13 protein-coding genes are annotated in these 13,527 nt (G+C 38.9%); 3 read left to right on the top strand and 10 right to left on the bottom strand.

Features of this window, described 5'->3' with window-relative positions; all coding sequences use genetic code 11:
• Complete coding sequence (mutY, locus tag EO117_RS05560; protein WP_126939490.1) at positions 1-1,143, bottom strand: A/G-specific adenine glycosylase; 1,143 nt, start codon at positions 1,141-1,143, stop codon at positions 1-3.
• Positions 1,140-1,667 carry an 8-oxo-dGTP diphosphatase gene (locus EO117_RS05555; RefSeq protein WP_126939489.1) on the bottom strand — a complete coding sequence of 176 codons (528 nt, stop codon included), beginning with the start codon at positions 1,665-1,667 and terminating at the stop codon, positions 1,140-1,142. The genes mutY and EO117_RS05555 overlap by 4 nt, the downstream gene beginning before the upstream one ends.
• A gap of 89 nt (positions 1,668-1,756) precedes the next feature.
• Between EO117_RS05555 and EO117_RS05550 the strand changes: the two genes are divergently transcribed.
• From EO117_RS05550 to EO117_RS05540, 3 genes are read left to right on the top strand one after another with little or no spacing between them, the layout of a single operon-like run.
• Entirely contained in the window at positions 1,757-2,539 is a 783-nt protein-coding gene (locus EO117_RS05550) for a DUF4931 domain-containing protein (RefSeq protein WP_126939488.1), read from the top strand.
• Positions 2,539-3,255, top strand: coding sequence for a metallophosphoesterase (locus tag EO117_RS05545; RefSeq protein ID WP_126939487.1), 717 nt, complete (start codon positions 2,539-2,541; stop codon positions 3,253-3,255). Before EO117_RS05550 ends, EO117_RS05545 begins: the two co-directional genes overlap by 1 nt.
• The gene (locus tag EO117_RS05540; RefSeq protein ID WP_062403571.1) at positions 3,252-3,482 is read left to right on the top strand and encodes a hypothetical protein; all 231 of its coding nucleotides are present in this window, start codon (positions 3,252-3,254) and stop codon (positions 3,480-3,482) included. The genes EO117_RS05545 and EO117_RS05540 overlap by 4 nt, the downstream gene beginning before the upstream one ends.
• Positions 3,483-3,653: 171 nt before the next feature.
• On the opposite strand, the gene EO117_RS09480 is transcribed toward EO117_RS05540, so the two are convergent.
• The 8 genes from EO117_RS09480 to EO117_RS05505 form a co-directional block, all read right to left on the bottom strand.
• Positions 3,654-3,734 (bottom strand): putative holin-like toxin, encoded by an 81-nt coding sequence (locus EO117_RS09480; protein ID WP_370447269.1) that lies wholly within the window; start codon positions 3,732-3,734, stop codon positions 3,654-3,656.
• Between the two features lie 413 nt (positions 3,735-4,147).
• A complete protein-coding gene (locus tag EO117_RS05535; protein ID WP_126939486.1) occupies positions 4,148-4,819 on the bottom strand; it encodes a PepSY domain-containing protein in 672 nt (223 codons plus the stop codon).
• 309 nt (positions 4,820-5,128) lie between these two features.
• Complete coding sequence (locus EO117_RS05530) at positions 5,129-6,760, bottom strand: L-lactate permease (RefSeq protein ID WP_371413083.1); 1,632 nt, start codon at positions 6,758-6,760, stop codon at positions 5,129-5,131.
• Between the two features lie 216 nt (positions 6,761-6,976).
• Entirely contained in the window at positions 6,977-8,140 is a 1,164-nt protein-coding gene (locus EO117_RS05525; protein WP_240632589.1) for an Ldh family oxidoreductase, read from the bottom strand.
• Positions 8,141-8,499: 359 nt separating this feature from the next.
• Entirely contained in the window at positions 8,500-9,609 is a 1,110-nt protein-coding gene (locus EO117_RS05520) for a M48 family metalloprotease (protein ID WP_164727499.1), read from the bottom strand.
• A 16-nt stretch (positions 9,610-9,625) separates the two neighbouring features.
• Positions 9,626-10,978, bottom strand: a complete 1,353-nt coding sequence (dnaB, locus tag EO117_RS05515; RefSeq protein ID WP_126939483.1) for a replicative DNA helicase — start codon at positions 10,976-10,978, stop codon at positions 9,626-9,628.
• A gap of 67 nt (positions 10,979-11,045) precedes the next feature.
• The gene (gene rplI, locus EO117_RS05510; RefSeq protein WP_126939482.1) at positions 11,046-11,492 is read right to left on the bottom strand and encodes a 50S ribosomal protein L9; all 447 of its coding nucleotides are present in this window, start codon (positions 11,490-11,492) and stop codon (positions 11,046-11,048) included.
• Complete coding sequence (locus EO117_RS05505) at positions 11,489-13,513, bottom strand: DHH family phosphoesterase (RefSeq protein ID WP_126939481.1); 2,025 nt, start codon at positions 13,511-13,513, stop codon at positions 11,489-11,491. Before EO117_RS05505 ends, rplI begins: the two co-directional genes overlap by 4 nt.
• Positions 13,514-13,527 lie beyond the last annotated feature (14 nt).

Genomic DNA, 13,527 nt, shown 5'->3' with positions numbered 1-13,527 from the left:
TTAACAAAGATCAATGAATTTACCATGAGGTCCCGCCCAAGGCAAGACGTGAAAGGCTTCTTTCCGACAGAGAATCCAATCCTCCTTCAGAGGAATAATCTGACCCTCTGCTATAGCTTGTTGCACCGCTTCATCACCTTCCAGCACAATCGTATTCGATGAATCTATTGCTACCTCTGTAGCTTCTCCTCGATAGCCTTTCATAGTCCATTTGCGATGACTAAAAATATGCGTCACTTCCTTTATCATAGGTCGTTCCATAGTGACTATAACCCCAATGGATTGTAATACCTCAACTAATTCTACTTTGCGGCTCTCTGCTGTACCACCTTCTATACTTGGAAACTCCCACATATTTTGTAGCAATCCCTCTTTAGGTCTTCGATGGAGCACATAGTAGCCCTCTAGCGTTTGGACAATCCCTACGTAGAGCTGTACAGACTGCACCTTTGTTTTCTTAATCCGTATAGGTAATTGTTGCTCTGTTCCTGCTGCTTTTGCTGCACAATCCTGTACTAATGGACAGGACTCACAGCGGGGTGTTTTAGGAATACAAATCGATGCACCAAAGTCCATGAGGGCTTCGTTAAAGTCGCCTGGTCGATCGTAGGGCATGGTCTCTTCTACCAATGTAGTAATCGCTTTTTTCCCTACGGTACCTAGAATATCTTCATGGATATCGTACAGACGAGCATACACGCGAAGTACATTGCCATCTACGGCAGGTTCACGAAGATTATACGCAATAGAGAGCACTGCTCCTGCTGTATAGGAGCCTACACCTTTTAAGGATTCCATTTCCTTCCGTGTTCTCGGTACTTGACCTCCATAGGTTTCTACTACTTCTTTCACACCTTGGTGTAAATTACGAGCTCTGGAGTAATATCCAAGACCTTGCCATGCCCTAACCACCGTATCTTCTTCGGCACTAGCTAAACTTTCAAGTGTTGGAAATTGCAATACCCAGTTTTCAAAATAAGGACGCATGGCCTCAATTCGAGTTTGTTGAGACATCACTTCCGACACCCAAATCCGATAAGGGTCTTTACTTTCACGCCAAGGTAAATCACGCTTATGCACATCATACCAATCTAACAAATGTTTCGTCCATGCCACTTGGCTTTGCTGTTCTACTTGTTTCACTTCATGCCCTCATATATCCAAGCCGTCACACGGTCTACATCGTCGCTTTCTAGCACCTCTTCTACAATTGCAAATTGCATGGATTCTATCGTACTATTATCTTCTTTGAAAGTAATAACACCTTTCAACTTCTCGCCACGCCAAATCCGTGGAATCCACTCTTCATCACCAGCCCACATATGATCAAAGGGAGTGTTCTCCAACGTAAACCAATGAGGCTCCATCTCTTCCGATTCCAAAGGAATGCCTTGAAATTGTTCCACTATATATACATAACTAATATGGCTCAACTCTGGTGAATAAGGAAACTGAAAGTCCAAGATCGCCACCGCCTGTAAGTCTTCTTGCTTCACTAGCAAAGAGACTTCCTCAAACACTTCACGCACTGCGCAGGCACGGAAACTTTCACCGTCCTCAATTTTACCACCAAATCCATTATAATAACCGGCTCCAAAGCCACGTTTTTTTCGTCCCAATAAAAATAAATCTTCCCGTTTTGGAAAACATAATGTTGTAGGTCTCATAATTCCTCCTATTCTTTTTTTATTATATCATGTTTCACACTTTCATAAACATCATCCCCTATGATACTATAGTACTAGTGAGGTGAACCATGAAAAAACCATTAATTTTTGATATTGCTTTAGGACAAACAAAACCCGACAGCATGCATAATCGCGACGGGCACTGCCCATTTTGCGAACCCTCGCAATTAACCGATATACTAGATACATCTGGATCTATCATTTGGCTCATGAATAAATACCCTGTATTAGAACGCACATGGCCTACTGTTATCATTGAAACGCCACCCCATGTGCACACAGAATATTCTAAATTGTCCTTTTCAGATGCGGTCCACATTTTAGAGTTTGGTCGAACCAAATGGGAAGAAGTAAAAGCCAACCCTCGTTTTACATCGGTCTTATTCTTTAAAAACTATGGCCCCATGTCTGGCGGATCTATCTATCATCCGCATAGCCAAATCATCGGCCTAGAGGACTATGATTATCGTCAAGATATTGACAGAGAACATTTTGATGGATGGCTTATCTATGAACAGGATAAGCTGCGCGTGACCTTATCCAATCGTCCTATCCATGGATTCTTTGAATTTAATATGCGATTTGATCCACAATTAGATACATCTATACTAGCTAACTACTTACAACGTACCTTACGGTATATATTAGAAGGTTTCTCTAAATATACGAAATCTTATAATCTATTTTTCTATGATATAAATGACGGCTTTCACTACCTCAAAATCGTGCCTCGCTATATAACATCGCCTTTAGTTATTGGCTATGGGATTCCCCAAGTATGCCACGAAACACGAGCTTTAGAGGTTATCCGTCACATACAGCCATATTTACACAATCCTTTGGAGGTTTAATGAAAGTTTTTGCCATTGGCGATTTACACCTATCTGGGCAACCACCAACAAAACCTATGACCATATTTGGTCCACACTGGGATAACCACTGGGAACGTATCCAAGCACACTGGCGAGAACATATAGGGCCTGATGACCTAGTCTTTCTAGTCGGTGATATGTCTTGGGCTATGCGACTCAGCGATGCACAAGTGGACTTAGATGCTATCTCTGATTTACCAGGCCAAAAATTTATGATCCGCGGTAATCACGATTACTGGTGGACGAGCCTGCAAAAAATGAATACCCTTATGGAAGGGCGCATCACTTTCTTGCAAGGCAGAGGACTATACTACAATGGGATTGCCTTCGGTGGCACCAAAGGGTATATCTATCCCCAAGATCCTTTCTTTAAAGAAGAAGATGACCGCCACATCTACGAGCGGGAATTAATGCGCACTAAGACCGCTCTGGAAGCGATGGAAACTGCCATCAATGAAAGTGGCGATAACCCTACTCAGGTAACACGCATACTTTTACTGCATTATCCACCTACATTGGAAAATCATGCCAATGGATTTACAGACCTATTAGAACAGTACCATATAGATCACTGCGTATTTGGTCATTTACACGATAAAACATCATTCCTAAAAGTGCCGTCCCATTGGGGACACACACAATTACACTTAGTCTCAGCGGACGCCGCTAATTTTATGATGAAGGAGATACCATGAGCCGTATCCACAAAGAACACTTACAAGCAGGGTACATCTTTGGTGACCCTCATAACGAAGAATACCTATACCTACCAGCCGGAGAAGTTGGCTCCAGCGATCCTCGTTGCATCTTTGAACAAGGGCCTGCAAAAGAAGACCTAACCCTAGACGAAGCCTGCCGCATCATTGACCGATACACATTAAAACCGTGTAAACACCCCAGCCTAGGCAAACGGTCATTTTAGAGCGATAGAGAATAAAAATAAGTAGTATTAAGCCGAAAACTATGCTATACTATACACAAGAAAAGAAGAGCCATCAACGTGTTGTAGGCGTTAGGCTCATCTCAAAGGATATAAACAGTGATAAAGCCTAACGTGTTAAGGTGGCAAGACCTTATGCGTTAGGCTTTTCACTTACATATTTAAGTAAGTTAAAAATGCTATAACTAACATTCCAAATTGTATTAGTAAACTAAAAAATTCGAATGGTGTCATAGTATCACCTCCTCCCATCGATTAGGAAGAGATAAACCCAACTCACGTTGATAGATCTTCTATATTTATAGCATAGCATATTATTTTCATATCGTTGATATATAATTGAAATACGTATTAACAAAAATCCCTAAGGAACGCAGTTGCGTATAGAATACCAGTGGCGTTCCTTTTTTGGTCTAAATAAAACAATACTAGAAGAGCACGACATGTTCCGGAGCAAACCTAACGTAGTATCAGTTTGTGGAGGAATATGTCGTGCTCTTCCCTTTGCTAAGTAAAAGAAACGCCACTGGTTTCATAACGAAGCCAGTGACGTTTTATAGTAAGGGTATTTTTTATTTTTATGTTATGTTTGTGTTATTTGTATTTATATAGTAAGGGAGTTTTAAGGATATTATATAAGGATAGAATTAGTATTTACTAGTTTTCATATCTATATAGATTACTTCACCAGTCATCGCATCTACTTTGACTTCAGCTTCTTTACCACTACCATCAATCATATCTAATTCATACACTAAACGGCCATGTTCTTTTTCTACAGACCACTCCATAGCTTCAAATGACCCTCCCACTTTTTCTTGTGCTTTTGTTTCTGCTACTTCTGGCATGATAATATCATTCACATCAAATGCCTTAGACATGCTGTGACTGCCTTTCATAGCTTGACCATACATCATAGAACCTTGTTTCATCATATGTTTACCATGTTCCATAGGTTTTGCTTCTGTCTTTAGAATATCTCCGTTTTCACGAATATGCATTTCAATTTTTAAACCATCCGCAATGCCATCCACTTCATATGTTGGATTATGCTTTCCATCATAAGAAATACCAATAATTTGTGCATCTGGATATAAAGATTTAAATTTTGTGACTACACCTTTATAATCTACATCACTTAATGGTAATACGCTAGGCACTACACTACCTACACCATTCCAAGCATTAATTTTTGCCATTTGATCTGCTGACATATTTTTCATCATACTTGTATTCATGGCATTAGCTACGCCACTTGTCATCATAAGACCTACACCTAGAGCCATTACCGCAGCTCCCAAACGGAACATTTTTTTCATAGTTTCCTCCTTCACGTGTCATATACATCGTGTCTGATTTTTTAATTAAGGAATATTTGTTATTTCTAACTTGCTTATATCTTACCTTATAAGTATGAACCGATTATGAAAAAAATATGAACAAACCATGAAATTATAATGAATATAAGATGAACTTTAAGTTATATCAAATACTTTATGGCCACGATTATATACACAAATTTAAACATAGATATAAGTCTATTTCAATGTATGTATGCTCTTCAAATACAAAAAGAGACAACACCGAAATGTTGTCTCTTTGTCTGTTTACGTATGCTAGTTTAATTGTTAATGTTTAACTAATGTTAAAAGATTTTCTAATTGAGGGAAGAAAACTTGTCCAAAATAAGTGAAAATACCAAAAACGATTAGATATAACAAGAAGTATTTAGATACATGAACCATGATGGAACTCGCATCGATGGAGTGACGTAATTGATCCGCTTTTTGTGCATCAATTTTATTTTCTTCGATGAATGTATTCAAAGCAGGACCTACGGCACCAATGGCAATGGCAATACTTTGTGGGGAGAACATTTTACCAACACCAGCAGAACCAGAGTTAGTTGCTGCCAACCATAATGCTAATGTATCATGACCAGGAGTCAATTGATGAGCTGCTGCTGTTTGTAATGGTCCAAACAATACGTTCGCATTTGTACCGGAACCAGTCAAGAAAGCGCCTAATGCACCAATAACAGGAGCAAATGCAGGATATAAAGAGCCGGTTGCCCCTACTAATGCGTTAGCAATCATACCAGTCATACCGGAGTATGTCATCAATTTAGCTGTTACAACTACAGAAATAATTGTTACATATGTTAATTTTAATGTTTTAAATGTATTTGTTAATACATATTTTTGAGTACTAAGTCCTGCTTTTTGGATGAAACCACCAATTAAAGCAGAAATAAAGATCATAATACCAGGAGTTGCAATCCACACAAATGTATACGGTTTTGCATTCACACCTGCATGAATAGGTACAGATGTTTTAAATACCATCAATGCATTATATACAGGTGGTACTAATTTGGATGTACCAATTAGCAAGATAAAGATCAAGATAAATGGAGATGCTGCAATCAAACCTTCTTTAGCTGATACTTTTTTTGCTCCCATATCAACTTTATATTCTGGGTCATTTACAGGCATAATTTTTGCAATAGCTATAATAACAGCCATGATGACAATAGAGGATCCCATAACTGCAAGTTCTGGACCACCTGCATACATATTAATTAATAACTCAGGAATAGCTAACGCAAAACCTGCTATAATAGTTTGAATAAATACGCCTTTAATTGCTTTCACACCGCCAGCAATAATACCGACAATAAAAAGTGGAGTTACTACATTTAAAATGAATAATTGTGCTGCAATGAATGTACCTAGTTCAGCTGGTTGTAGACCAGTCAAAGATGCCAATGTTGTTGTTGGAATGGCAATGGAACCAAATGTAGTTGGTACGGAGTTTGCTACTAAGCAAGCTAAGATAGATTTCAATGGATCAAAGCCTACTGCTACCATCATCGCTGCTGGAATGGCAACGGCTGTACCAAAACCTGCCATACCTTCCATAAAGTTACCAAAGCCCCAAGCTAATAATAATGCTAAAATACGCATATCACTAGTTACGGAAGACAACATAATTTTAATTGTATCCATAGCCTTTGTATGAACTACTAATTGGTATGTGAAAATCGCTGCTGTAATAACCAAAAGAATTGGCCAAACTGCAAGAGCTACACCTTCCATAGCCCCTGTATACATAATATAAGCATTTTCTCCATAATAGAAAACCGCTAAAATATATGTACCAATTGCTGCTGCCAAACATGCTTTCCATGCTGGCATTTTTAAAATTGCCAATGCTACGATAAGCCATAGAATCGGCAAGACTGCTAAAAATATATCCATATTAACAATCCCTTTCTATAGTATGAATCACTGTAATTCAAATTCTAGCATACACACAGTGTTGTATAAACAATAAGAGAGGAAATCTACAGATTCCCTCTCTCATATGTTCTAAGATGTTGACTGTCACCAGTCTCTAAGAAGTATTCCTTAGGGATACAAAATTACTGATTCTGCATCGATAAAGATTTGTAATTGTCAGCTAGTGACTTCTAATTAGTAGTTGGATGCTACTGCTTTAGGTGGCTCATAGTCACCGAAGTATTTTTTAGGATCCAATTTCAACAAGTTACATACGTCGAACAATTCTGCCACAGTTTTGTCGATAACTGGAATACCTTCTTTACGGCAAACTTCAATAGCTTCTGCTTCTTTTTCACCATGAGTGTAGATGCGGTCAGCACCTTCAGCTTTAGGAGCTTCACGAAGTTCTTGTAAGAATGTGGAGAAGTGTTTTTTAACATCTTCTGGATTACCGAAGATAGCTGGGTTGATAGCCATGAAACCATGACAAATGTTAGAACGACCACCAGTCATACATTTATTGGATGTACCACCTTGAGAGAAGATAGATGCGAAGATTTCGCAAAGCATACCGTAACCATAACCTTTGTGAGAACCTAATTGTTCAGTGTTACCACCTAAAGGCATGATACCGCCACCAACGTGATCGGAGATATTGCCCAATACTTCGCCAGCATCTTGAGATGCTTTACCGTCTTTATTTAACGCCCAACCGTTAGGCAATTGTTTACCTAGTTTGTTGTACATTTCTAATTTACCACGAGTTACTACTGTTGTAGAGGCATCAAAGAAGAAATTGTATGGTTCAGCTGGCATTGTGAAAGCGATTGGGTTGGAACCAAGCATTGCTTTACGAGCAAATGTAGGAACCATGATTGCTTCAGAGTTAGTGCAAGAGAAACCGATTAACCCTTCTTTTAATGCAAGGTTAGCATAGTAACCAGCAATGCCATAGTGGTTAGAGTTACGAGCAGATACGATACCAACGCCTGTTTCTTTAGCTTTTTTAATTGCTAATTCCATAGCAAAGTGACCAACTAATTGGCCCATTGCATCATGACCTTCTACAACTGCGGATACCGGAGTTTCGAATACTACTTCTGGTTTTGCATTGATGTCGATAAGACCTTTTTCAATACCTTTGTGGTAACGAACTACACGTTGCATACCATGGGATTGGATACCGTACATGTCGGACATCATCAATACGTCTTTAATGATACCGGCTTCTTCAGGAGTGAAACCAAATCCTTCGAATGCGTCTTGACAGAATGCGTTAAGTTTTTCTTCTTGGATGTAAACAAAATTTCCCATCTTTAAAACCTCTTTCCCTAACCAAAAAATAAATTGTGACATCTTGTAGAACTCCTCAACAGATTGTCACTACTCTTGATACGTAAATTATAGCACACATGTACATCACATGGAATAGAAATCCCTTTGTTATCGCTGTATTAAGCTTATCATATATGCATAATTAAAAGACAATTTAATTAATTTCTTTAAAAAATAACCTATAAACAGCTATTTTAAAGGGATAAACCAATTATTACTTTTAGTTATACCTTGCTCATCTTTTTCATCATAAATTCATATACATCTAGAACTATATCGAATTACATAAAAGAATATCTATATTTCTCGGTCTTCTCTATCGATATCCATCGATAACAATGAATCATTAAATAGTTTATTAGAACAATTAGTTGTATTCTTTATATCTTTTTTGTCTTTTTTTCTTTCTTATTTTTATCCGTCATAACACCAGACTCATCACTGATAGCTGCATTCATTTGTTTAGCAATCTGGAATGCAGCATCATAAGTTGGCATAGTCACGATATTAGTTGTTCCAATAGCCACGGTAGATCCATCCACACGGGCGCCACCGATTGCGTTATCATGGTACAATCTAGCCAATTTGCCAGCCACTAAATAGGCTCGCATTGACGCCGTATAATTACCTTTTGCAGTTCCTTCATAGACAGGTTTGCCATTGATAAATACTGTTTGTTGCTCTACTTTCACATGATTTTCAGAGTACACGTATAAGCGTTGCAAATTGTCCAATACCCGTTGCGATGTTTTTGGATGGTCGTTAGGATTTAAAATTTTACCAAATCCCTCACGGTAAGTATCGCCATATTTATTTTTGATAACTTCCATGGCAAGGGCGGCACCGCCTACATTATATGAAGAATCTGCTAAGATGCTAAAACCTAGTTCATCAGCATTCTTCTCTTGAGACATAGTGAACACTTGGCTATCTAAATACTTTCCAGTAAGTCCCGCAGCAATTTGCCCTAAATCACCCGAGTTAAAGGTAGCTGTTCCAATCACAGTAGATAAGATACTACTTTTCTTGGCTCCATTCACTAAATCTTTATGCTCGCCATGGCTTAACTCGTGACCGATTACCGCCGCTAACGCATCATCATCCAGTAAATCCATGGTGCCTTTATTGATGGACATAACACGTCCAAAGGTCATAAAAGCATTAAAATCTTCATCTGGATTCACATACACTACATAACTACGTTTCACATGAGGCGATTTTGAAAGTTCATCTACAATGCGCTTCGCACGCATTTGGTAGGCATAATTATCATAGACGCCCGTACGATTCTTCGTTTTTACTAGCATCTCTTGTTGCCCTTGTTCTGTATTATCAATGTCGCTCAAATATTGATGTACAGAAATGCCACCCAACACACTTTTACCAAGGGCTTCCCAAATCCCGGTAGCTTCTACTGTTGGCATTCCTGCTGATACCATCCCCATAGTCAACGCGCCTATACATAGCATACGTGTCCAAGTCTGTTTCATTATCTCTCTCCTTTCATTAAATACCAGGGTCATCTTCGCGATATGCTAAATCTCTGAATCGAGTGTATGCTCCTTCAAACCATAGTTTCACTATCCCCAACTCACCATTACGGTGCTTACGGATGATAACCTGTGTTTCTACACCATCACTAGTATCTTCTGTATCTTGATAATTTTCGCGATTTAGGAAAGCCACGATATCTGCATCTTGTTCTAGGGATCCAGATTCACGCAAATCACTTAACATCGGCGTTTTATCTGCACGGCTTTCTACACCACGGCTCAGCTGAGACAAGGCAATCAATGGTACATTAAATTCTCGTGCCATAATTTTTAATTGTCGAGAAATGGCAGATACTTCTTGTTGACGATTATCAGCAATTTTTTTACCACCATTTTCCATAAGCTGAATATAGTCTACCACTACAAGGCCTAATTCACCATGTTCTTGAATTAAACGACGCAGCTTTTTCTTCATCAATTGAGGAGTCAATCCTGATGTATCATCAATATACAGAGGAGCATCGGCTAAATCATTCAAAGCATTGATAGCTTTTCCCCAGTCTTCTTGGCTAAGCTGACCATTCCGAATCCGGCCAGAGTTAATACCAGCCACCGCTGCTAACACACGGGCTACTAGTTGTGTTTTAGACATTTCTAGGGAAAAAAACGCTACATTTTTCTTCGATTTCATTGCCACATTTTGAGCTATATTCAAAGTAAATGCTGTTTTACCCATAGATGGACGAGCAGCTACTAAGATTAAATCCGATTTTTGCAAACCACTGGTCAAGTTATCTAAGTCTTTAAATCCTGTAGATACACCCGTTAATATACCTTTATGCCGTTGTAATTCATTAATGCGATCAATCGTTTCATATACTACGTCTCGCATAACACTAAAAGAGGACTCCCCTTTTGTGGTACCGCTCACATCGAGAACCATCTGTTCTGCACGATTGACGATATCTTCTGTTTCTTCCTCTTCACGATATGCCATGGATTCCACTGCATTGGCTACATGGATCAGTTTACGTAAATGTGCTTTATCTCTTATAATTTTCGCATGATCTTCCACGTTGTAGACATCTACAATATCTGTGGTTAAATTCGTAAGATACAGTATCCCTCCTACAGCCTCTAATTTCTGAGATTTTTTCAATTCTTCAGATAATAATACATAGTCTGCACGTTGATTCTTCCCTACAATATTTACGAGGGCTTCATAAATCACACGATGATTATCACTGTAAAAATCTTCCGCTTTTACAATAGAGCTAACTGTATCAAAAGCATCTTTATTCAATAAAATAGCTCCTAATACGGCTCGTTCCGCCTCTATACTATGCGGTGGTATCCGTCCTGACATATACATTCTCCCTATTCACAACTACACATATCTATACCAAAAAAGAGGGGCCTAGCCCCTCTTCCTATTAACCTGCTACTACTTCTACAGTAATCTTAGCTGTAATTTCTGGATGCACTCGAATTAACACTTCATGAGTACCCAATGTTTTGATTGGCTCTTTTAAGTCAATTTTCTTTTTATCCACATCAACTTTTACTTGCGCTTGCAATGCATCAGAAATATCTTTACCTGTTACGGAACCAAATACACGGCCACCATCGCCCATTTTCACAGGGATTGTAACAGATACTTTTGATAATTGGCTAGCCAATACTGTAGCTTCATCAGAGTCCACTTGTTTTTTGTGGGCTTGTGCACCTAATTTTTGTTTTGCATTATTTAAGTTTTGTGGTGTACCCTCAAGGCCTACGCCTTTTTTAATCAATACATTCCGACCATAGGCTTCAGAAACTTCTACGATTTCACCACGTTTACCAACTTTTTTAACATCTTCTAATAAAATTACTTTCATGATAATTCCTCCTTAACTTCTTTTTGCAATTCTGTCATGTAGGATACGGCCACTTCAGTCACCCATTGGCGTGCCTCCTTCATAGACATATTGTAAATTTGAGCACCCGCCACGGTACGATGACCTCCGCCACCGACGGCTTCCATAATTAATTGTACATTCAATTTACCTTGCGACCTAGCACTGACGCCAATACCACCATCTGGCAGTACATAGAACACAAAACTAGCCTCAATCCCCTCAAGGGTAATCAATTTATCTCCCGTTTGTGCTGCAATCACAGTAGCATTCTTCGCATCTTGCGGTGCTTCTGTGAAAGCCATATTCGCCACTTCTTCTGCAGATGCTAGCATCATCGAACGTATGCGCATTCCCTCAAAACTATCCATAAATAAATGGCGTACTAGGGATACATCTGCACCTGAGCGTCGCAAGAAAGAGGCCGCTTCAAAGGTACGTGCTCCGGTTTGGACCACAAAATTTTTCGTATCTACTACGATACCTGCATACAGACCACTAGCTTCAATATGCTTGATCGCAACATGTTCAGGGAAATATTGAATCAATTCTGTTACAAGTTCGCTCGTCGATGATGTAGATGGCTCTAAATAGGTCAATAATGGAGATTCAATAAAATCTGATCCCCGTCTATGATGATCGATAACAACACGTCGATTTGCCTTTTTCAAAGCTGATGGAGCCGCCACCATCTCAGAACGATGTACATCAGTTACAATCACAACAGTATTATCTGTTACAAATTGTGCAGCTTCTTCTTCATCAATAATAAGGCCTTGAAAATCAGGATGATCTACTAATACTTCTACTAATTTACGAACTGCTGTAGGATGCGAACTCAAAGCAATATGAACTGGCTTCCTAAGTGCTCTTGCCATCGCTGCTACACCTACAGAAGCTCCTATACTATCATAATCTTCCCGATCATGGCCCATCACAAGAACACGATCTGAATCTAACATAATTTCATGTAATGCATGAGATACGACCCTAGCACGAACACGGGTATTCTTTTCACTGCCTGATGATTTTCCACCAAAGAATTTCACTTCTTCACCATGGTATACACAAACTTGGTCACCACCACGTCCTAGGGCGATTTCTAAGGCAGCTTTTGCTTTCTCCCCTTGCACTTTTACAGTATCTTCTGTTAATGCAATACCCATGCTGATGGTTGGGGGAATATGTTTCGATGTAGTTAAAGCACGAATTTTATCTAATAAACTAAATTTCGATTCCATCATGTGCAACATAGCCGCTTTACTAATACTAAAAGTGTATGTATCTTCTGTAGCATTGCGAATGAAACCATCATGTTGATCAATTTCCGTTACAATCAAGCGATTCATATCGGACCACAATTGAGTATATTCAATATCACTTAAACCAGAACGCAAGTCCTCAATATTATCCATCGCAATAAAGCCAAGGGCTGGCAACATAGAAATAGCTTTATGTTTTTCCACTTCGATATCTGTAATATCATCAAAATAGAATGCCATATAAGACTCTAGTTCATCGCTATTTACATCAGAATAATTCGATTTCGGAGCTACCAATGTTTTATAAAGTACACGGTAGTACTTACCATCGATTTCCTCGTGAAAGAATCCCGACTTACCCCAATATTTATCAATCCGCAAAGTAGGAATAAATCCACTTAATTTTATTGTTTTATCGGAATCACTAGGCAGCCAATCTCTAAATACACTGTTACTCCAGCAGATCACATTGTGTTCATCAATGATGACAATACCTACTGGCAAGTTTTGTAGCGCAAACGTAGAAGCTTGCGTAATTCCTTTTGCCATACAGTCAAATTGAGCTTTTCTAAGATGTCGTCCTCGGCGAATGGTTCGTCCCACATATAAGTAGGCAGCGATCACCACAATACACGCCAACATGGCTAGTTGCCAATTTAAATAGAAAATAATACCTAATAAGATAAGAATGAGAACGGCAGCAGTCATTTCAATAGAACTGTATTCAGTTTGTATATCCATACTACCTCCTCTAG

The organism is Veillonella sp. VA142 (assembly GCF_003992135.1).
GTDB lineage: Bacteria > Bacillota > Negativicutes > Veillonellales > Veillonellaceae > F0422.
This window is presented reverse-complemented; position numbering and strand designations above follow the sequence as displayed.